Below are 19,955 nucleotides of genomic sequence, written 5' to 3' on the forward strand. Positions count from 1 at the left end.
GGGGAACGCGCCCTATGCCGCCTGGGCATCCCAGGCCGCCTCGCGCTCCACTGCTGCCGCGCTGCGGTCTGCGTTGGCCGCCGCGCCGCGCGAAGGCTGCAGCCGTTGCATCAATGCAGCCGGATCCAGGCACTGGATCAGCGGCAGGCCCGCGCCGGCATGCACCAGCTCCCGCACCAGGGCCGGCGTCGTGGAGGCCACGCTGAGCATGGGCGATTCCACCAGCGCGCTGCCCGGCAGCCGGTGCACGCCTTGCAGCGCGCTGACCAGCAGCCCCACGCGCAGGCCGCCGTGCTGGACCACGATGACCTGCGACTGCTCGGTGACCACGCCGGGCCGGCCCTGCAGCAGCGCGGCCAGGTCGAACACCCAGACATAGCCGCTGACGCTGCCCTGGCTGCGCCGCGCCAGCGCACCCACGCAAAACGGCAGCCGCCCTGCTGCCACGGGCGAGATGGCGCTGGCGGGCAGGGCCTCGCAGACATCGCCCGCGCGCAGGGCCAGCAGGCTGGCGCCCACGTAGAAGCTGGCCAGTTCCACCGGCGCATCGCCACCGCCGTGCGCGGCGAGCGCACGCGCGACAGGACGCGAGCCATCCAGCCGCGTGGCCGGCGCCAGGCGCAGGGCGCGGTTGCGCGCATCGGCATGCACAGGGCCCAGCCGCTGAAGGCTCAGGCTGACGAGGCCGGCCAGTGTGTCCTCCGTTGCGCTTTCCTTTGCATCGCGTGCCGCGCCCTGGTCCAGCCGGAACTCGCGGTAGCCGCGCCCGGCAGCCATGCCGACGATGCAGTAGTGGCCTTCGATTTCCTCGATGCTGCTGCGTACCTCTCCATCGGCCAGCGTTGCCAGCCCGGCCACGCCTTCTATGCAACTGCCCAGCGGCCGACCGCCGTGGCTGGCGGCGATGATGCGGCCGTCGCGTGCCACGTAGAAAGCCTCCATCGGCAAACGGGGCAGGCCGTGGTCTTCGGGGCCGGCGTCTTCGGACTGCTCCGGTGCAGCGGCCTGCAGCATGGCCTGCAGTTCTCGGCGCGTGTGGAACAGCAGGGCAATGCCGCCGATGGCGGGGCCCTGATCTGCGCCCTGCCCATGCCCATGTCCATTGGTGGTTGAGGGGGCGCGCAATGCGGCGTGGTAGACGTGGACGGGCAGGCCCCCATCGTCCAGCTCCTGCACGTGATAGGCCTGGGCATCGCGCAGCGCCATGGTGGCCTGCAGTGCCGAGGCCTGCACGCGCACGCCGGGTGACAGCGGCAGACCGGGTTCGTCCTCATGGCTGCAGGCCAGCACCAGGCCCTGGGCGTCATACAGCGCAATGCGCGCATAGACGGTGTACAGCGCATTGAGCTGCTCCAGCAGACGCTGCGCGGCGTCGTGTGCCTGTACCGACAGGGCCAGGCAGCCGCTGTTGTCTTGCAGCACTTTCTGCAGGCCTGGCGTCAGGGCCCACCAGCGGCAATCGTTGGCGCGTTCGTAGAGATTGCGCTCCAGCAGGTCCATCAGCAGCCGGTTCAGCGTGGTGTGCTCCTGCAGCCGCGTGGACAGCGCCGTCTCGTGCAGGCCGTGGATGGCGCGCGTGAACACGGCATGGGTCAGGTCGCCGGTCTCGCTCATCTGCTCCAGCACGGCCTGCAGCGGGTCCGGGTGGGCCGTGCCCTGCACGGGGGACTCCGGCGCCTGGCTGGCAGCCAGCACCTGGCCGTTCCAGACCACGCGGCGTATGTCGTCGGCCGCGCGTGCCATGGCGTGCAGGGGCGGGCAAAAGCCCCGGGACTGGGCCATCAGTCCTTCGGCGATGGCAGGCTCCAGTGCCTGCAGTACCTGCGGCCTTTGCTGGGTGGCGAAGGCCAGGTCCAGCGGCGCCATGACCTGGGTCTGCCAGCCCTCGGGGCCCGCATAGCCCTGGTAGGGCAAGGCGCGGGCCGTACGCACCAGATAGGTGCGGCCGGCGTGGATCAGCGGCTGCACGGCATCGCCGTGGTGCATGGGTACGCGGCTGCCGGGGGCGATCCAGTGGTCATCGCTGCTGGCAATGACCAGTCCAGCCGCATCCAGCAGCAGTCCCACCTGGGCGCGCGGCCCGCCCGAGGCAAAGATGGCCTGCATCTCGGCCGCGAAGTCGAAGCTCAGGCACAGCACGCCGAGCACCGCCATGGTGCGTGGATGCAGCAGGCGCTGCGCGTAGATCAGGCGGTCTGCGCCGGGCAGCACGCAGCTGGCGCCGAAATGGCTGACATGGCCGGCCTGCTGCAGGCACTGCTGGAACCAACCCTCGGCGCAGGGCGGCAGCGGCTTGTCGCCTGCCTGGGCGCGTGCGCAGACCTGGCCCTGGGTGTCCAGCAGCAGGATGTCGTCGTAGACCGTGTACTTGGCACGGTAGGCCTGCAGGTGCAGCTGCAGCGGAGCCTGCCAGGCGTGCAGGCCGCCCGCGGCCATGTCCAGCAGGATGTCGCCATCGCCGAGCTGGGCCATGGCCTCGCACAGCACGGAATCGGCGGCCAGGAAGCCGACATCGGCCGTGCGCTCGTAGAGGCTGCGCACCAGCAGGTCGATGGCATGGCTGGACTGCATGCCCAGCTGGGCCATGGCTTCCTGCGCGGACTGGGCCAGCTGCGACTGCAGCAGGCCTTGCTCCAGCTGCTCCAACCCCTGGCGCGTGTCGGTCAGCATGGACACCAGGGCCTGTCCCTGCTGCGAGGCCTGCATGCGGGCCGAAGCCTCGATGAGACGCCACATGAGCCGGATCTCGCGCAGGTCGGCGGCGTTGCGGTTGAGTTCCCGCAGGTGGGGAAGAATCAGGTCGGTGGGCAGGGATGTGGCCATGGGGCGCTCCGCAGTCAGGTTCAGGTTCGGTAAACCAACTTTTCCGCTCAGGGAAAAGCCCTATGCAAAGAGCAAGAAGGAGGCCAGTTTGTGACTAAATGTGTCTTCAAGGTGACGTAGGGGTGACGGACCGCCGCCTGCTCCCCGCACGCAGCCCGTCCGGTGCCACACCGGGGCATGGCCCGGCATCACCGCAGTGCGTACGCCGGCGCCGTGCAGCACTGTGGTGCCTGGCGGCCGTGCAGGCCTACAGGCTCAGGTCGATGGAGTGCACCCGGTGCGCGTCCAGCAGGCCGGCAGCCCGGTCGGCGAAGTAGCGCTCCAGCGTCACGCGCACGGTGCGGAAGGCCAGTTCTTCCCAGGGAACATCGGCCTGCGCAAACAGGCGGGCCTCCATGGTCTCGGGGCCGGGGTAGAACTGCTCGCTGCGCAGACGGGCGCGGTAGAACAGATGGACCTGGCTGACCTTGGGCACGTCCACGATGGAAAACAGCGGCCCCATCTCGATGTCGGCGCCGGCTTCCTCGTCGGTCTCGCGCTGGGCACCGCGTGCCGTGGTCTCGGCCAGTTCCATGAAGCCTGCGGGCAGGGTCCACAGGCCCCGGCGCGGCTCGATGTTGCGCTTGCACAGCAGCACGCGGCCGTCGTCGGTCACGGGGATGGTGCCCACCACGTTCAGCGGGTTCTCGTAGTGGATGGTGTGGCAGTGCGGGCACACGGCGCGCTCGCGCGTGTCGCCATCGTCAGGAAGGCGGTAGACCACCGCCGTGCCGCAGGCTCGGCAGAACTTGATGGGGCTGCGAAAAATCATGCCGACACCATGAAAGTGAAAGCGCCGCCAGACGGAAGGCAGTAAGGCATTCTGTGCGGCGGACCGTAGGTTCAAACACAAAGGCCGGCAGGCCGGGGAGCGTGCTCCCTGCTGCCTTGCCGGCCTGTCGCCAGGCTCAGAGAAAACTCAGGCGATCTTGACGCTCAAGGGGCTCAGCCCGTCGATGCGGCCTTCCAGCAGGTCACCGCGCACCACGGCGGCCACGCCTTCGGGCGTGCCCGTCATGATCAGGTCGCCGGGCTGCAGTTCCCAGGCCGCCGACAGGTGCTCGATGGTCTCGGCAATGTTCCAGATCAGCTTGCCGATGTCGCTGCGCTGGCGGTCGGCGCCATTGACCTGCAGCGAGATCGCGGCCTTGGCGATGTCGCCGGCCTCGGCTGCCGGGGTGATGGGGCCGATGGGTGCGGCATGCTCGAAGGCCTTGCCGATGCACCAGGGTCGGCCCTGCTTCTTCATGTCGTTTTGCAGGTCGCGGCGCGTCATGTCCAGGCCCACGGCGTAGCCCCAGATGTAGTCCAGCGCATCGGCTGCCAGGATGTTCTTGCCCGCCTTGCCGATGGCCACGACGAGCTCGATCTCGTGGTGCAGGTTGGAGGTCAGCGTGGGGTAGGGCATGGTGCCCGTGGTGCCGGCCTCGACGGGCACGATGGCGTCGGCAGGCTTGAGGAAGAAGAAGGGCGGCTCGCGGCCGGTGAAGCCCATCTCCTTGGCGTGTTCTTCGTAGTTGCGGCCCACGCAGTAGATGCGGTGCACGGGGAAGCGCTCGGGGCGGCCCAGGACGGGTACGCTGGCCACTGCGGGCGGGTTGAAAACGTAGCTCATGTCGGTGTTCCTCTGGCGCCTTGTCTCTTGGGCGCCGCCGCAAGTGTGCCATGCATCGGCGCTGCTGCACGGTATGCTTTGCGGTCTATGAAGCTCCACACCTACTTCCGCTCGTCGGCCTCCTACCGCGTGCGCATTGCGCTGCAGATCAAGGGCCTGGACTATGAATCCGTACCCGTGCACCTGCTGCGCGGCGACCACAAGGCGCCGGCCTATGCCCAGCATGTCGGCGATGCGCTGGTGCCGGCGCTGGAGACCGAGGACGGCCACTGGCTGACCCAGTCCATGGCCATCATCGAATATCTCGATGAGACCCATGCCGAAATACCGCTGCTGCCGCGTGACGCCCTGGGCCGTGCCCATGTGCGCGCACTGGCCCAGATGGTGGCCTGCGAGATCCATCCGCTCAACAACCTGCGCGTGCTCAAGTACCTGGTGCGCAACCTGGGTGTCTCTGACGAGGCCAAGAGCGGCTGGTACGTGCATTGGGTGCGATCGGGCCTGGAGGCCTTCGAGCGCCAGCTGGACCTGCTGGCCGCCGAGCGCGAGGCCGCCGGCCTGCCGCCTTCGCTGTTTTGCTGGGGCGACACGCCCACGCTGGCCGATTGCTGCCTGGTGCCGCAGATCTTCAACGGCCGCCGCTTCAACGTGAGCCTGGACGGCCTGCCGCGCCTGGCGGCCATCGTCGATCGCTGCGAGGCGCTGCCGGCCTTCCAGAAGGCCCATCCCTCGGCCTGCCCCGACGCGGAATGAGCGCGGCCCGGCCTGACTCCATCCCCGGCACCATCCCCGCATCCTGGCTGGTGCCCGACTGGCCCGCGCCGCCCGGCGTGCACGCGCTGTGCACCTCGCGCGAAGGCGGCGTCAGCACGGCGCCCTGGTGCAGCCTGAACCTGGGCGACCATGTGGGCGACGACCCCCAGGCCGTGCGCGCCAACCGCCAGCGCCTGCAGGAGATCGTGCGTGCGGATACGCCGGATGCCTGCGCGGTGTTCCTGCAGCAGGTGCATGGCGTGGATGTCATCGCACTGGATGCAGGCAGCGCGCAGGGCCAGGCCTTCGATGCCTGCGTGACCAGCGCCTCGGGCGTGGTCTGCACCATCATGGTGGCCGATTGCCTGCCCGTGCTGCTGGCCCATCGCAGCGGCGCCGTGGTGGGCGCGGCCCATGCGGGCTGGCGCGGTCTGGCCGGAATGCCGCCTGGCCATGCGGGTCAGCCGTTGGCAGGCGGTGTGCTGGAGTCTCTGTTCAAGCGCTTTGCCGATCAGCTCCGGACCGCACCCGAGCAGGTGGCGCCGCAGACCCTGGCATGGCTGGGCCCTTGCATCGGTCCGCGTTCCTTTGAGGTCGGTGCCGAGGTGCGCGCTGCCTTCATCGCGCATGACGCCGCCGCCGCCGCGCATTTCACCGCCATACCTCAGGCGGGCGAGGGCACCCCCAAGTACCTGGCCAGCCTGGCCGGGCTTGCGCGACAGCGCCTGGCGGCGCTGGGCATCACGGCCATCCATGGCAATGACGGCAGCGACGCATGGTGCACGGTGCTCAACGACTCACGGTTCTTTTCGCACCGGCGCGACGCTGCCCGCCTGGGCAGCAGCGGCCGATTCGCCGCCTGCATCTGGAAGGACTGAGGGCGCGGGCGCGTCCGGTGCGTCCGCCGTGCCCTGCGAGGCCTGCTGCTGCGCCAGCCAGGCCTGGCGCTCGGCCAGTTCGCGCGCATGGCGCTTTCGGTTGCGCGCGGGCGTACCCATGATGTAGATCACGATGGACAGCGGCAGCAGTCCATACAGTGCGAAAGTGACCAGGGCGCCGAGTATGCTGCCCGTGGGGCTGGCGGCTTCGGCCACGGCCATCATCAGCGTGACATACAACCAGGCGATAACAACGAGATACATGGTCGATTCGAAAAAGGCGCACCGGGCACGGGTTTTTGTGGAGGGCTGTGCCGGGCAACGGGGGGCTCGCCTGGGTCACAATCAAAACGGATGCCCCGCAAGCCCCAGGCTATTGCGAACGGCATCCGCGAACAAGGATGCAGCATGAATTTTGACCCACTCGCAGGCCTGCCAGGCCAACCCATCCAGCAATTCTGGAACGAGCAATGGAGCCGGACGCTGCAGATACTGCAGCAGATGGGATCACCGGGAATGCCGGGAGCACAGGGCGCGGGCATGCCGGACATGGCCCAGGCCTGGAAGGCTGCAGTCCCCGAACCCGGCGCCTTGCCCGAGAACGCGCTGTCGCTGGACCCCGAAAAGCTGCTGGATCTGCAGCGCCAGTACCTGGACGGCGCCAAGGCCATGTGCGAGCAGGGCGGCGCCCAGGCGCTGCTGGCCAAGGACAAGCGCTTCAACACCCAATCCTGGGCCGACAACCCGCTGACGGCGGCCACCGCAGCCACCTATCTGCTCAACAGCCGCATGCTCATGGGCCTGGCCGAGGCCGTGCAGGCCGACGAGAAGACCCGCAACCGCGTGCGCTTCGCTGTGGAACAGTGGCTGGCGGCCATGTCGCCCAGCAACTTCCTGGCACTCAATGCAGAGGCGCAGAAGAAGGCCATCGAAACCCAGGGCGAGAGCCTGGCCCTGGGCGTGGCCAACCTGCTGGCCGACATGCGCCAGGGCCATGTCTCCATGACCGACGAGAGCCTGTTCACCGTGGGCAAGAACGTTGCCACCACCGAAGGCGCCGTGGTGTTCGAGAACGAGCTGTTCCAGCTCATCGAGTACAAGCCGCTGACGGACAAGGTGCACGAGCGTCCCTTCCTCATGGTGCCGCCGTGCATCAACAAGTTCTACATCCTGGACCTGCAGCCCGACAACTCGCTGATCCGCTATGCCGTCAGCCAGGGCCACCGCACCTTCGTGATGAGCTGGCGCAATCCCGACGACAGCCTTGCGCACAAGACCTGGGACAACTACATCGAAGACGGCGTGCTCACCGGCATCCGCGTGGCACGCGAGATCGCAGGAGCCGAGCAGATCAACGTGCTGGGCTTTTGCGTGGGCGGCACCATGCTGTCCACCGCGCTGGCCGTGCTGCAGGCACGCCACGACCGCGAGCATGGCGCAGCTGCTGCTCCGGCGGCCAAGGCGGCTCCAGCCAAGCGCGCGGCTGGCAGCCGCAGCGCCGCCCGCACATCCACAGCCCGCGCCACGGCGCCGGCCGGCGTGCCATTTCCCGTGGCCAGCGTCACGCTGCTGACCACTTTCATCGACTTCAGCGACACCGGCATCCTCGATGTCTTCATCGACGAGTCCGTGGTGCGCTTCCGCGAAATGCAGATGGGCGAGGGCGGCCTCATGAAGGGCCAGGACCTGGCATCGACCTTCAGCTTTCTGCGTCCCAACGATCTGGTCTGGAACTACGTGGTGGGCAACTACCTCAAGGGCGAAACACCGCCGCCGTTCGACCTGCTGTACTGGAACAGCGACTGCACCAACCTGCCCGGCCCGTACTACGCCTGGTACCTGCGCAACCTCTACCTGGAAAACAAGCTGGTCCAGCCCGGTGCGCTGACCGTCTGCGGCGAGCGCATCGACATGCACCAGCTGCGCCTGCCGGCCTATATCTACGGCTCGCGCGAGGACCACATCGTGCCCGTGGGCGGCTCCTATGCATCGACCCAGGTGCTGGGTGGCGACAAGCGTTTCGTCATGGGCGCATCCGGCCACATCGCGGGCGTGATCAATCCGCCGGCCAAGAAAAAGCGCAGCTACTGGCTGCGCGAGGACGGCCAGCTGCCGCCCACGCTCAAGGAGTGGCAGGCCGGCGCCGACGAGTACCCCGGCAGCTGGTGGGCCGACTGGAGCCCCTGGCTGGCCGAGCACGGCGGCAAGCTGGTCGCGGCGCCAAAGCAGTACGGCAAGGGCAGGGAATACACGGCCATCGAGCCGGCCCCGGGCCGCTACGTGCTGGCCAAGGCCTGAGGCACAATCGTTTCGATGCTGCAGCGCAATAACGCTGCGGCTTGAATGCAGGGTGCCGCTGCCGCAGCTTCGGCAGTGCGTGCCCGGGCATCCCTTCAAGAGTCCAAAGAAAGGTCCGTCATCATGGAAGACATCGTCATCGTTTCCGCTGTCCGCACTGCCGTTGGCAAGTTCGGCGGCACCCTTGCCAAGATCCCCGCCACCGAACTGGGCTCCATCGTGATCCGCGAGGCTCTGAGCCGCGCCAAGGTCGGCACCGACCAGGTCGGTGAAGTCATCATGGGCCAGGTGCTGGCCGCTGGCGCAGGCCAGAACCCTGCACGCCAGGCCATGATGAAGGCCGGCATCGCCAAGGAAACCCCGGCCCTGACCATCAACGCGGTCTGCGGCTCGGGCCTGAAGGCCGTGATGCTGGCGGCCCAGGCCGTGGCTACGGGCGACAGCGAGATCGTCGTGGCCGGCGGCCAGGAGAACATGAGCCTGTCCCCCCACGTGCTGCCGGGCTCGCGCGACGGCCAGCGCATGGGCGAGTGGAAGATGGCTGACACCATGATCGTGGACGGCCTGTGGGACGTCTACAACCAGTACCACATGGGCATCACGGCCGAGAACGTGGCCAAGGAAAAGAGCGTCAGCCGCGAACAGCAGGACGCCCTGGCCCTGGCCAGCCAGCAAAAGGCCACGGCCGCGCAGGACGCCGGCAAGTTCGTGGATGAGATCGTTCCCGTCAGCATTCCCCAGCGCAAGGGCGATCCCGTGGTCTTTGCGGCCGACGAGTACATCAACCGCAAGACCAACGCCGAGGCGCTGGCAGGCCTGCGTCCGGCCTTCGACAAGGCCGGCTCGGTGACGGCCGGCAATGCTTCGGGCCTGAACGACGGCGCCGCCGCCGTGGTGGTGATGAGCGCCTCCAAGGCCAAGGCCCTGGGCCTGACGCCGCTGGCGCGCATCGTCTCCTATGCCACCAGCGGTCTGGACCCCGCCACCATGGGCCTGGGCCCGGTGTTCGCCTCGCGCAAGGCGCTGCAGCGCGCCGGCTGGTCTGCGCAGGACGTGGACCTGTTCGAGCTGAACGAAGCCTTCGCGGCACAGGCCTGTGCGGTGAACCAGGAGCTGGGCATCGACCCGGCCAAGGTCAACGTCAACGGCGGCGCCATTGCCATCGGCCACCCCATCGGCGCATCGGGCGCCCGCATCCTGGTGACCCTGCTGCACGAGATGCAGCGCAGCGGCGCCAGGAAGGGTCTGGCCGGCCTGTGCATCGGCGGCGGCATGGGCGTGGCCATGACCGTGGAGCGCGTCTGAAAGGCTCCGGGAAAACGTTAGCAAGCTTTCAGGGTAGATCCTAGGCTTGACTAGGGCCTGCCCGAAGAGGGGCGCAGCGCACGCGCTGCATACTAGCCATGCGAGGGGGCCGGGCCCAGAGGCTCAGGCACCCTTGGCGATAACCGGCGTCAATGTTCCGGTTGTCATGGATAGATTGATCTGAAGCAACCATTGATTGACAGGAGAGAAGAATGGCTCAAAAAGTAGCGTATGTCACAGGGGGAATGGGAGGCATCGGAACGGCCATCTGCCAGCGTCTGCACAAGGAAGGCTTCAAGGTCATCGCAGGTTGTGGTCCGTCGCGCGACTTCCAGAAGTGGCTTGACGAGCAAAAGGCGCTGGGTTTCACCTTCCATGCATCGGTGGGCAATGTGGGCGACTGGGCTTCCACCGTCGAAGCCTTCAGCAAGACCAAGGCCGAGCACGGCAGCATCGATGTGCTGGTCAACAATGCCGGCATCACGCGTGACCGCATGTTCATCAAGATGACGCCCGAAGACTGGCAGGCCGTCATCGAGACCAACCTCAACTCCATGTTCAACGTGACCAAGCAGGTCGTGGGCGACATGGTGGAAAAGGGCTGGGGCCGCATCATCAACATCAGCTCGGTCAATGGCGCCAAGGGCCAGGCCGGGCAGACCAATTACTCGGCCGCCAAGGCGGGCATGCACGGCTTCACCATGGCGCTGGCGCAGGAGATGGCCACCAAGGGCGTGACCGTGAACACCGTGAGCCCCGGCTACATCGGCACCGACATGGTCAAGGCCATCCGTCCCGACGTGCTGGAGAAGATCGTGGGCACCATCCCCGTCAAGCGCCTGGGCGAGCCCAGCGAGATCGCATCGATCATCGCTTGGCTGGCTTCGGAGGAAGGCGGCTATTCCACCGGCGCCGATTTTTCGGTCAACGGTGGCCTGCACATGCATTGAACCTGCAAGGGTTCGCACTGCAAAGGAGCCTCCGGGCTCCTTTTTTGTAGGGCAGCCCCGCGGCAAATGGCCCAGAAATGACAAAACCCGCTGAAGCGGGTTCTGTGGAAGAGGGGGTCTGCACGGAAGGCCGTCAGACCGGTGGTGTCAGAGACTGGGGCACCGAGTGCGCCAGCCAGCGCCTCAGCGCTTGCGATCGCGTTCGTCTTCGGGCCAGATGGACATGATGGCGTTCGTTTGCATGGAAACTTCTCCTGTATTGCTCTCTTAACGCGGGCTGGATTCAGCTGGTTGACAGGTTTTTAAAAAATTTTCGAAGGAAGTCGAAACTTTTTCGTGACCCGGTTTTCAAGCGCTGCGGGGGCCGCGCTTGCGGTCACGGTCATCCCATGGCCAGACAGCTTGGGCCAGCGCAGCGGCTGCAAAGCGGGTCTGCAGGGCGGTGTGGGAAAAGATGTCGGTCATTGCAGTCACTCCTTTGCGTGTTCAACGCGGGGCAGTGGCGGCAGGTTGACTCAGGGATTGCCCCAGGACGCAAGCAATTGCAAGCCTGGAGGTGGGGATCTGTCAGTTTGAAGACAGATTTCTGGCGAGGTGAGAAAAAATCCGTTTCCTGACAGAGGCTTACGGGCGTGGCGGGCCGATGTCGATGCTGTTACGCCTCGTTGCCCGCAATGCGTGGGCACAGGTCAACCCGGGGTGAAAACGTCCATCAGGCAAAAATCAGGGTCACGGCAGGCGCGTCGTCCACGATGTAGCCGCGGTACATGCCGGCGCTGTTGAAGGGGCAGTGCACGCGTCCGTCGCTGTCCACGGCCACCACGCCGCCCTGGCCACCGATGTGTGTCAGCGTGCCCCGCACTGCGGCGTCGGCTGCGAGTTCCAGGCTTTGCCCCAGGTAGCGCATGCGCGCATGGATGTCGTGCGCGATGGCTGCGCGCAGGAAATGCTCGCCGGTTCCGGTGGCCGCCACGGCGCAGGTGGTGCTGTCGGCGTAGAAACCTGCGCCCACCACAGGCGTGTCGCCCACGCGCCCGGGGCGCTTGTTGGTCAGCCCGCCGGTGGATGCCGCCGCGGCCAGGTTGCCATGCACATCGCGCGCCACGGCGCCGACCGTGCCCATCTTGCCGTTCTCGTTCAGCGGAGCAGGGTGCGCCGCCAGTCCGCTGGCGTCGTGGTCCAGCAGCGCGGTCTGGCCGGATTGCGCCTGCACCCGGCGCAGCTGTGCCAGGCGCTCGGCAGATTCGAAGTAGCCTGCATCCATCCGCGCCAGCCCGCGCTCATCGGCAAACCGCTGCGCCCCTTCGCCGACCAGGAGCACGCACTGGCCGTCGTCAAGAACATGCCGTGCCAGCGCAATCGGATTGCGCACCTGGCTGACGGAAGCGACTGCGCCGGCCCGCAGGTTGCTGCCGTCCATCAGGCCGGCGTCCATCTCGTGGCGCGCGTCGCGTGTGTAGACGGAGCCGCGCCCGGCATTGAACAGCGGGCAGTCTTCCAGGGACTGGCACGCGGCCTGGACGGCGTCCAGCGCGCTGGCGCCGCGCCGCAGCAGGGCGGCGCCCGCCTCCAGCGCCTGGGCCAGCGCGGCGTGGTAAGGGGCCTCGTCGGCCTGGCCCTGGATGACGGTGCCTGCGCCGCCGTGCACGGCAATGGAAAATTTTCGGGAGTTCTGGGGCATGTTCATTGGAGTGCGTAGCGCGATTCCAGGAAGCGGCCATAGCGGGCGATGCCCAGGCCGATGAGCAGGTAGACGGCACAGACCACCATGTACATCTCCACGAAGTACGCAATCCAGTGGGGGTCGCTCATGGCCATCTTCAGGGAGCCAGTGATGTCGTAGATGTTCACGATCGCCACCAGGGAGGTGTCCTTCACCGCGCCGATGAAGTTGCTCACCGTGGGCGCGATGGTCACGCGCAGCGCCTGCGGCAGGACCACGTGGCGCAGCACCTGCACCCTGGTGAAGCCCATGGCCTGGGCCGCCATGACCTGGCCTTGGGGCACGGCCTGCAGCCCGCCGCGAAACACCTCGGCAAGATAGGCCGCGCTGAAGGCCGCCAGGCAGACGGCGATGCGGACCATGGGGTCTACCCTCCATTGCGCGGGCACCAGCATGGGCAGCACGAAGGCCCCGAAGAACAGCAGTGTGATCAGGGGCACGCCGCGCACGGCCTCGATGAAGCCCGTGCACAGGATGCGGATCAAGGGCAGGCTGGAGCGCCGGCCCAGCGCCAGCAGGATGCCCAGCGGAACGCCGGCCAGGCAGGCGATCACGGCAAGGAACAGGGTCAGCGGCAGGCCGCCCCACAGATCGCTGGGCACGGGTGCCAGGCCGGCCACACCGCCCGCCATCAGCGCGCCAAAGCCGGTCAACCCGGCCAGCAGCATTGCCATGCCGGCGCGGCCGAAGAAGCGCGGTAGCGCCGCCACGCCCACGCTGCCCAGCAGCCAAAGGCTGGCGGCGACGGGGCGCCATTGCTCTGCCACGGGATAGCGGCCCAGGAATACCAGGCGGTATTTCTCGCGCACCACGCCCCAGCAGGCGCCGGCCGCAGCGCGGCATGTGTCGGGGTTGGCTGCGGTTTCGGCGTTGAGCAGGCCCCAGGCCAGCAGCTTCCAGCCTGCCCACAGCGCGGCCAGCAGCAGCGTGGCGGTGATGAGCCCGGAGAGCGCATCTGGAAACAGGCTGGCGCGCAGGCGCTGTGCCAGCGGAACCCGGGGCGGGGCCACCGGCAGGGCCGGTGCGCGGAGTACGGCACTCATGGGCAGGTCTTTCCCGGCTAGCGTGTGATGAAGGCACTGCGCTGGTTGAAGGCATTCAATGCCAGCGAGGTCAGCAGGTTGATGGCCAGGTAGACCACCGCGATGATGGTCACGCATTCGATGGCCTGGCCGGTCTGGCTCATGGCGGTGTTGGCGACCATCACCACGTCGGGGTAGCCGATGGCCACGGCCAGCGAGGAGTTCTTGATGGTGCTGAGCGCCAGGTTGGTATAGGGGGGAATGATCACCCGCAGGGCCTGCGGCAGCACGACCAGGCGCAACTGCTGGCCGCGGCGCATGCCCAGGGCCGAGGCGGCATTCCATTGCCCGCGCGGCACGGCCTGCAGACCGGCGCGCACGATTTCCGCGCAATAGGCGGCGGCATACAGGCCGAGGGCTCCCACCAGGGCCAGGAATTCCGGCGTCAGCGCCAGTCCTCCGTCGATGCCGAACATGCCCGGCTGCGGCGAGCTCCAGTGCCAGCCCGCCGCGCTGTCGTACACCGGGCCGGGCAGGGCCAGCCCCGCCTTGCTCAGAAAGCCCAGGGGGCCGATGGCCAGAGGGTGGTCCTCATCGGGCAGCAGCGAAGTCAGCGCGAAATACCACAGCAGCACCTGCACCAGCAGCGGGATGTTGCGCGCCACATCGACATAGAGGCGCACGGCGCCGCGCAGCAGCGGATGCCTTGCCACGGCGGCCACGCCCAGCAGCAGGCCCAGCACGGTGGCCAGCACGAGCGCGGGCACGGCGGCGCGAACCGTGTTGGCCACGCCGGCTGCGACCGCACGCAGGTAGCTGTCGCCGGGCTCGTAGGGCAGCAGCCCTTCGGAGATGGAAAAGCCGGCCGTCTGCTCCAGAAAGCCGAAGCCCCCGGCAATGCCGCGCGCGGCCATGTTGCGGCTGGCGTTGTGCGCCAGCCAGCCCAGCAGCAATATCAGCAGCCAGCCGATGGCGAGCTGCAAGGCCAGCCGGCCCCAGCGTGGCCGGGTGGGGGCCGGTGGCTGCCGTGCCCCGGTGTCGATGGCATTCACGGCTTTCACAGCATCTACAGCGTTCGCGGCGTTCATGGCAGGGTGCCCTCGGCGCGTCAGTTCATCGGCGGCGACATCATCAGGCCGCCCTTGGTGAACAGCGCGTTCTTGCCGCGCGGCACGTTCAGGCCCGACCTGGCGCCCAGGTTGCGCTCATAGCTCTCGCCATAGTTGCCCACGGCCTTGACGATGCGCAGCGCCCATTCCTTGTCCAGCCCCAGCTGCTTGCCCAGGTCGTCGCTCTGGCCCAGGAAACGCTTGACCTGAATGCTGTCGGAGCGGGTCTTGAGCTCGTCGGCATTGGCCTGGGTGATGCCCAGTTCCTCGGCCTCGATCATGGCGTTGAGTGTCCAGCGCACGACGGCGAACCATTCGTCGTCACCGCGGCGCACGGCCGGGCCGGCCGGCTCCTTGGAGATGACTTCGGGCAGGATCACGTAGTCGTCGGGGTTGGCCAGTTCCTTGCCGCGCAGCACGGCCAGGGCGCCGAGGTCGCCGGTATAGGCCTGGCAGCGTCCGCTGCTGAAGGCCTGCAGGGCGGCTTCGGGGTTGTCGAACACCACCGCCTTGTAGTTGAGCTTGTGGGCGCGAAAGTACTCCGACAGGGTCTTTTCCGTGGTGGATCCGCTGATCACGCAGATGGTGGCGCCAGAGAGCTGCTTGACGCTGTTCAGGCCGGGCTTTTTCCTGGCCATGAAGCCCTGGCCGTCGTGGAAATTGACGCCCGCCCACATCAGGCCCAGGCCGTTGTCGCGCGTGAAGGTCCAGGTGGTGTTGCGTGCCAGCAGATCGATCTCGCCGGACTGCAGCGCCGTGATGCGTGTCTGGCCGCTGGTGGGAATGAACTTGACCTTGCCGGCGTCGCCCAGGGTGGCGGCCGCCACGGCGCGGCACAGATCCACGTCCAGCCCGGACCAGTTGCCGCTGCCGTCGGCGAGCGCAAAGCCTGCGCGCCCCGTGTGCACGCCGCAGGCCACGGCGCCGCGCTGCTTGATGCCATCCAGCGTCTTGCCTGCGTGGGCCGGCGCGGCAGCGAGCGTGGCCGCGGCGGCCATCGAGGCGAAAAGAAAGCGGAAACGGGCAGGGGCATTCATGCGGAGTCCTTTGCGGCGGGATGGGGGGCCTGGGGTTGCGGCTTGCTCGCCGCAGGTGAAGCGGGGCTGCTGTCCGGTGTCAGGTAGGGAAGCACCGACTCGGACAGTTCGACCAGGCTGCGCACGGCCTGGGGCGTGGCGCGGATGACCTGGGTGGCCAGCGCTTCGACCATGGCCATGGCCGCCAGCACCGACGATGGCAGCAGAGGGTGGGCGGCGGGTGCCAGCAGCACGTAGTCGGCCTGGCCGGCCAGCGGGCTGGTGGCCTCGTCGGTGATGGCGATGGTCAGGGCGCCCCGCTGGCGCGCATGCGCCGTCAGCTCCACCGCTTCGCGTGAGTAGCGCGGCAGCGAGATCGCGATCAGCACGTCCTGCTCCGTCAGCCCCGTCATGCGCCTGACGGCTTGCTCCGTGCCGCCTGCGCAGGCCACTTCCAGCACCTGGGGCAGATAGGGCTGCAGCGCGTCGGCGCCAAAGGCTGCCACATGGTGGGAGCTGCCAAAGCCCATGAACAGGACGCGGCGCGCGCGGCAGATGCGCTGGGCCAGTTGATCGAGCAGGCCGGGGTCGCAGGCCTGTGCGGCCGCCTGCAGATTGCGCTGCGTGTGCTCGAAGGCCTGCGCTCCCACGGCGCTTGCGGCAGGCTCGTGCGCCGCGCGCAGCTTGTTCACGGGCTCCAGGGCCTGTTGCAGCTGGCGGCCCAGGTGCAGGCGCAGATCGGCAAAGCCTTCGTAGCCGGCGTGCTTGGCGAAGCGGTTGACGGCAGCCAGGGAGCCTCCGCAGGCATTGGCCACTTCCTCGGCGCTCAGCGTGACGGCCAGGACCGGATGCGCGGCCATCCAGCGGCCGACCCGGGCGACGGCGGGCGAGCCATCGACGCTGGCGCGCAGCAGTTCCTGTACGGCGGGATGGGGATGGAGTTCCATGAATGAATGAAAGTGAATGATCTCTTTCATTCATTATTTTTTAGGAATGAAATCTTTCATTCAGGGGAAACCCTGAACCGAACGATCCATGCGTTCCGCTGGCTGCGGGGGAGTGCGGGGGCGTTGGGAGAGGGAGGGGCCTCAGGGGCGCACTTCGGCTGGGCCGAAGTGGAGCGCCGTCTTCACGCGGGACGACGCTGGTGGCAGGCGGGCCAATGGGACCGCCTGATTTTCGAGAACGACTGGAATCAGTCGGACATCGCGGCCGACAGCTGCTCGATCTGCTCGCTCAGTTCCAGCCAGCGTTCCTCCAGGCTGTCGATCTCGTCGTTGCAGGCCTTGAGGCTGCGGCCTGCTTCGGCCATCTCGGCGGGCGAGATGGGCTGGCTCAGCAGGCCCTCCAGCCGCGTGCGTTCGGCCTGCAGCTGGGGCAGGCGCTTGTCCAGCTGTTCCAGTTCCTTCTTGAACGGCCGGGTCTTCTCGGCCATCTGCTGGCGGGCCAGGGCGGCCAGGCGCCGTTGCTCGCGCTGGTCTCCGGCACTGGCGGCCGGCGGCGTGGATGGGGCAGCGGGGGCCGGGGCCAGCGCAGCAGCCACGGGGGCCTGCACTGCAGGTGCTGCAGCTGCTGCACCTGCTGCGGGCTCCACCTGCGCTGCCGCCTTGCTGGTGGCCGCAGCCGCCTGTTCGGCCTTGCGGGCTTCCTCGCGCAGGCGGCGGGATTCTTCCAGCAGGTAGCGCTGGTAGTCGTCCAAGTCGCCGTCGAAGGGGCCGACCACCCCACGGCCGACCAGCCAGAAGTCCTCGCAGACCGAGCGCAGCAGGGCGCGGTCGTGGCTGACCAGCATGACGGTGCCGTCGAAGTCGTTGATGGCCATGGCCAGGGCCTCGCGCGTGGCCAGGTCCAGGTGGTTGGTGGGCTCGTCCAGCAGCAGCAGGTTGGGGCGCTGCCAGACGATCATGGCCAGCACCAGGCGCGCCTTCTCGCCGCCGCTCATGCTGCCCACGGCCTGCTTGACCATGTCGCCGCTGAAGTTGAACGTACCCAGGTAGCTGCGCAGGTCCTGCTCGCGGGCCTGCGGGCCGGTGGCGCCGGTGTCCCGTGCCAGGCGGATCATGTGCTCCATCGGGTTTTCGCCGGGGCGCAGCACGTCCAGTTCCTGCTGGGCGAAGTAGCCGATGTTCAGGCCCTTGCCTTCGGTCACGGTGCCGGCCAGGGCCTTCATCTCGCGCGCGATGGTCTTGACCAGGGTGGACTTGCCCTGGCCGTTGGCACCCAGGATGCCGATGCGCTGGCCCGCCAGCACCGAGCGGTTGACGCCGCGCAGGATGGTGGTCGCCTGGCCTTCGTCGTCCAGGTAGCCGAATGCGGCGTCCGTGATCGCCAGCATGGGGTTGGGCAGGTTGGCGGGCGGCTTGAACTCGAAGGTGAAATCGGCGCTGGCCAGCATGGGCGCGACCTTTTCCATGCGCTCGATCTGCTTGACGCGGCTTTGCGCCTGCTTGGCCTTGGAGGCCTTGGCCTTGAAGCGGTCGATGAATTTTTGCAGGTGGGCGATCTTTTCCTGCTGGCGCTCGAACGAAGCCTGCTGCAGCAGCATCTGCTGGGCGCGCAGTTCCTCGAACTTGCTGTAGTTGCCGCCATAGCGCGTGACCTGCGCGTTTTCGATGTGCAGCGTGGTGTTGGTGATGGCGTCCAGGAATTCGCGGTCATGGCTGATCACGACCAGGGTGCCGGGGTAGCGCTTGAGCCAGGCTTCCAGCCAGACCAGGGCGTCCAGGTCCAAGTGGTTGGTGGGCTCGTCCAGCAGCAGCAGGTCGGAGGGGCACATCAGCGCGCGCGCCAGCTGCAGGCGCATGCGCCAGCCGCCGGAGAAGCTGTTAACGGGGTGCTCCAGCTCGGAGACCTTGAAGCCCAGGCCCAGGATCAGGGCCTGTGCGCGCGGCACGGCGTCGTGCGCGCCGGCATCGGCCAGGTCCACGTGGGCGTGGGCAATGGCCATGCCGTCCTCGCTGGCCTCGGCGGCCGCGAGCTGGGCGTTGAGCTCGCTCAAGCGGGTGTCGCCGTCCAGCACGAACTGGGTGGCCGTCTCCGAGGTCTCGGGCATGTTCTGCGCGACCTGGCCCAGGCGCCATTGCGAGGGGATGGAGAACTCTCCGCCGTCCTCGGCCAGGCTGCCGTTGAGCAGGGCGAACAGGCTGGACTTGCCGGCGCCATTGCGTCCGACAAGGCCGACTTTTTCACCGGGGTTGATGGAGACGGAGGTGCTGTCCAGCAGCACGCGGGTGCCGCGGCGCAGGGTAATGTTGCGAAGGCTGATCATGAATGGGCAGGATTATCCCAGCGATTGCGCCAGGGCAGGATTGCCGCCCGCCATGCCCGTGCCCGGCCACGGTGCAAAGCCCTGGTACCAGGCCCTAGATCGGCTGTATGCCCACGCGCTGCATCATGGACTGGGTGAACTGGATCTCGCGCTCGAAGCCCTTGGCATAGGCTTCGGCGCTGGTGATGGCGACCTTGCCGCCTTCCTGCTCCAGCAAGGCGATGACCTTGGGCTGCCTGAGCACCTCCTCCAGCGCCGTGCGCAGCCGCTGGACGATGGCCTCGGGCGTGGCGGCCGGCACGGACACACCGCCCCAGGACGTGAGGTTGACGTCGGGCACGCCCAGCTCGGCCAGGGTCTGCACCTGGGGCAGCTTGGCGTTGCGCTGGGGGCCGGCAATGGCCAGCGGCACCAGCCTGCCCGCCAGCACCTGGGAATAGGCCACGGAAAACAGCGGGGCGCCGAAGGCCACCTGCTGGCCCAGCACGGCATTGACCAGCTCGGACGCGCCCTTGTAGGGCACATGGTTGACCTGCAGGCCCATGCTGGAGGCCAGCATCTCCACGCCCAGGTGCGATGGCGTGCCCACGCCGCCCGATGCATAGTCCAGCGCGCCCGGCCTGGCCTTGGCGCGGGCGGCCAGGTCATCCAGCGTGCGCATCCCCGAGTCGGCATGCACGACGACCAGGATGTCCGAGCGCGACATGCCCAGCACATGGCGGAAGTCCTTGAACACGTCGTAGCCGGGGCTTTTGTACATGCGCATGGCGGCGGCCATGGGCGAGCCCGAGTACAGCAGGGTGTAGCCGTCCGCCGGTGCCTTGGCCACCTGGCGGGCGCCGATGTTGCCGCCCGCGCCGGCGCGGTTGTCTATCACCACGGGCTGGCCCAGCTGGGCCGACAGCGCCTCGGCCACGATGCGCGCGGCCGTGTCGGGGCTGGTGCCGGCCAGGTAGGGCACCACCCATTTGATGGGGCGCGTGGGCCAGACGCTGTCGTGCGCGGAAGCTGTGGCGGCCCAGGGCAGGCCTGCCGCAAGCGATGCGGCGCCTGCAGCCCGCAGGAATTGGCGGCGGTCCTGGCCGCTGCTGGTGATGTGTGGCATGGCTTTGTCTCCTGGTCTTTTGTCTTTTCTGTTTGCTGGGGGAGTGCTGGG

16 protein-coding genes are annotated in these 19,955 nt (G+C 67.8%); 5 read left to right on the top strand and 11 right to left on the bottom strand.

The window, feature by feature from the left end:
* Window positions 1-12: 12 nt before the first annotated feature.
* From ACF8NF_RS17475 to ACF8NF_RS17485, 3 genes are all read right to left on the bottom strand, one after another.
* Complete coding sequence (locus tag ACF8NF_RS17475; RefSeq protein ID WP_392450973.1) at window positions 13-2,823, bottom strand: chemotaxis protein CheW; 2,811 nt, start codon at window positions 2,821-2,823, stop codon at window positions 13-15.
* A 247-nt stretch (window positions 2,824-3,070) separates the two neighbouring features.
* Window positions 3,071-3,634, bottom strand: coding sequence for an NUDIX hydrolase (locus tag ACF8NF_RS17480; RefSeq protein ID WP_016453500.1), 564 nt, complete (start codon window positions 3,632-3,634; stop codon window positions 3,071-3,073).
* Between the two features lie 147 nt (window positions 3,635-3,781).
* Window positions 3,782-4,477, bottom strand: a complete 696-nt coding sequence (locus ACF8NF_RS17485) for a fumarylacetoacetate hydrolase family protein (protein ID WP_016445923.1) — start codon at window positions 4,475-4,477, stop codon at window positions 3,782-3,784.
* Between the two features lie 87 nt (window positions 4,478-4,564).
* On the opposite strand from ACF8NF_RS17485, the gene maiA reads away from it, so the two are divergent.
* Entirely contained in the window at window positions 4,565-5,230 is a 666-nt protein-coding gene (gene maiA / locus ACF8NF_RS17490) for a maleylacetoacetate isomerase (RefSeq protein WP_016445924.1), read from the top strand.
* Window positions 5,227-6,108, top strand: coding sequence for a polyphenol oxidase family protein (locus ACF8NF_RS17495; RefSeq protein WP_392450974.1), 882 nt, complete (start codon window positions 5,227-5,229; stop codon window positions 6,106-6,108). The genes maiA and ACF8NF_RS17495 overlap by 4 nt, the downstream gene beginning before the upstream one ends.
* On the opposite strand, the gene ACF8NF_RS17500 is transcribed toward ACF8NF_RS17495, so the two are convergent.
* Window positions 6,028-6,372 (bottom strand): hypothetical protein, encoded by a 345-nt coding sequence (locus tag ACF8NF_RS17500; protein ID WP_016445926.1) that lies wholly within the window; start codon window positions 6,370-6,372, stop codon window positions 6,028-6,030. The genes ACF8NF_RS17495 and ACF8NF_RS17500 overlap by 81 nt on opposite strands.
* A gap of 144 nt (window positions 6,373-6,516) precedes the next feature.
* On the opposite strand from ACF8NF_RS17500, the gene ACF8NF_RS17505 reads away from it, so the two are divergent.
* From ACF8NF_RS17505 to phbB, 3 genes are all read left to right on the top strand, one after another.
* Window positions 6,517-8,406, top strand: coding sequence for an alpha/beta hydrolase (locus ACF8NF_RS17505; protein WP_016445927.1), 1,890 nt, complete (start codon window positions 6,517-6,519; stop codon window positions 8,404-8,406).
* A 123-nt stretch (window positions 8,407-8,529) separates the two neighbouring features.
* A complete protein-coding gene (locus tag ACF8NF_RS17510; RefSeq protein WP_016445928.1) occupies window positions 8,530-9,711 on the top strand; it encodes an acetyl-CoA C-acetyltransferase in 1,182 nt (393 codons plus the stop codon).
* A 212-nt stretch (window positions 9,712-9,923) separates the two neighbouring features.
* Window positions 9,924-10,661, top strand: coding sequence for an acetoacetyl-CoA reductase (phbB, locus tag ACF8NF_RS17515; RefSeq protein WP_016445929.1), 738 nt, complete (start codon window positions 9,924-9,926; stop codon window positions 10,659-10,661).
* A gap of 712 nt (window positions 10,662-11,373) precedes the next feature.
* Here the strand turns inward: phbB and ACF8NF_RS17520 are convergent.
* From ACF8NF_RS17520 to ACF8NF_RS17550, 7 genes are all read right to left on the bottom strand, one after another.
* Window positions 11,374-12,348 (bottom strand): isoaspartyl peptidase/L-asparaginase family protein, encoded by a 975-nt coding sequence (locus tag ACF8NF_RS17520; RefSeq protein ID WP_046982572.1) that lies wholly within the window; start codon window positions 12,346-12,348, stop codon window positions 11,374-11,376.
* Window positions 12,345-13,427, bottom strand: a complete 1,083-nt coding sequence (locus ACF8NF_RS17525) for an amino acid ABC transporter permease (RefSeq protein ID WP_016445932.1) — start codon at window positions 13,425-13,427, stop codon at window positions 12,345-12,347. Before ACF8NF_RS17525 ends, ACF8NF_RS17520 begins: the two co-directional genes overlap by 4 nt.
* Before the next feature lie 17 nt (window positions 13,428-13,444).
* Window positions 13,445-14,458, bottom strand: coding sequence for an amino acid ABC transporter permease (locus tag ACF8NF_RS17530; RefSeq protein ID WP_392450975.1), 1,014 nt, complete (start codon window positions 14,456-14,458; stop codon window positions 13,445-13,447).
* A gap of 56 nt (window positions 14,459-14,514) precedes the next feature.
* Window positions 14,515-15,552 (bottom strand): amino acid ABC transporter substrate-binding protein, encoded by a 1,038-nt coding sequence (locus ACF8NF_RS17535; RefSeq protein WP_061288562.1) that lies wholly within the window; start codon window positions 15,550-15,552, stop codon window positions 14,515-14,517.
* Window positions 15,549-16,508: a MurR/RpiR family transcriptional regulator gene (locus tag ACF8NF_RS17540; protein ID WP_392450976.1), complete on the bottom strand. Its 960-nt coding sequence runs from the start codon at window positions 16,506-16,508 to the stop codon at window positions 15,549-15,551. Before ACF8NF_RS17540 ends, ACF8NF_RS17535 begins: the two co-directional genes overlap by 4 nt.
* Before the next feature lie 218 nt (window positions 16,509-16,726).
* Window positions 16,727-18,799 carry an ABC-F family ATP-binding cassette domain-containing protein gene (locus ACF8NF_RS17545; RefSeq protein ID WP_160852510.1) on the bottom strand — a complete coding sequence of 691 codons (2,073 nt, stop codon included), beginning with the start codon at window positions 18,797-18,799 and terminating at the stop codon, window positions 16,727-16,729.
* Between the two features lie 94 nt (window positions 18,800-18,893).
* A complete protein-coding gene (locus ACF8NF_RS17550) occupies window positions 18,894-19,904 on the bottom strand; it encodes a tripartite tricarboxylate transporter substrate binding protein (protein ID WP_016445937.1) in 1,011 nt (336 codons plus the stop codon).
* Window positions 19,905-19,955: the final 51 nt, after the last annotated feature.

This window comes from Delftia sp. WSY_22, assembly GCF_043104185.1.
Lineage (GTDB): Bacteria > Pseudomonadota > Gammaproteobacteria > Burkholderiales > Burkholderiaceae_C > Comamonas > Comamonas tsuruhatensis.

Coding starts and splice junctions, on each gene's coding strand:
- maiA (WP_016445924.1), top strand. CDS start 4,565: ATGAAGCTCCACACCTACTTCCGCTCGTCGGCCTCCTACCGCGTGCGC.
- ACF8NF_RS17535 (WP_061288562.1), bottom strand. CDS start 15,552: ATGAATGCCCCTGCCCGTTTCCGCTTTCTTTTCGCCTCGATGGCCGCC.
- ACF8NF_RS17510 (WP_016445928.1), top strand. CDS start 8,530: ATGGAAGACATCGTCATCGTTTCCGCTGTCCGCACTGCCGTTGGCAAG.
- phbB (WP_016445929.1), top strand. CDS start 9,924: ATGGCTCAAAAAGTAGCGTATGTCACAGGGGGAATGGGAGGCATCGGA.
- ACF8NF_RS17505 (WP_016445927.1), top strand. CDS start 6,517: ATGAATTTTGACCCACTCGCAGGCCTGCCAGGCCAACCCATCCAGCAA.
- ACF8NF_RS17525 (WP_016445932.1), bottom strand. CDS start 13,427: ATGAGTGCCGTACTCCGCGCACCGGCCCTGCCGGTGGCCCCGCCCCGG.
- ACF8NF_RS17475 (WP_392450973.1), bottom strand. CDS start 2,823: ATGGCCACATCCCTGCCCACCGACCTGATTCTTCCCCACCTGCGGGAA.
- ACF8NF_RS17485 (WP_016445923.1), bottom strand. CDS start 4,477: ATGAGCTACGTTTTCAACCCGCCCGCAGTGGCCAGCGTACCCGTCCTG.
- ACF8NF_RS17540 (WP_392450976.1), bottom strand. CDS start 16,508: ATGAAAGAGATCATTCACTTTCATTCATTCATGGAACTCCATCCCCAT.
- ACF8NF_RS17520 (WP_046982572.1), bottom strand. CDS start 12,348: ATGAACATGCCCCAGAACTCCCGAAAATTTTCCATTGCCGTGCACGGC.
- ACF8NF_RS17480 (WP_016453500.1), bottom strand. CDS start 3,634: ATGATTTTTCGCAGCCCCATCAAGTTCTGCCGAGCCTGCGGCACGGCG.
- ACF8NF_RS17495 (WP_392450974.1), top strand. CDS start 5,227: ATGAGCGCGGCCCGGCCTGACTCCATCCCCGGCACCATCCCCGCATCC.
- ACF8NF_RS17545 (WP_160852510.1), bottom strand. CDS start 18,799: ATGATCAGCCTTCGCAACATTACCCTGCGCCGCGGCACCCGCGTGCTG.
- ACF8NF_RS17550 (WP_016445937.1), bottom strand. CDS start 19,904: ATGCCACACATCACCAGCAGCGGCCAGGACCGCCGCCAATTCCTGCGG.
- ACF8NF_RS17500 (WP_016445926.1), bottom strand. CDS start 6,372: ATGTATCTCGTTGTTATCGCCTGGTTGTATGTCACGCTGATGATGGCC.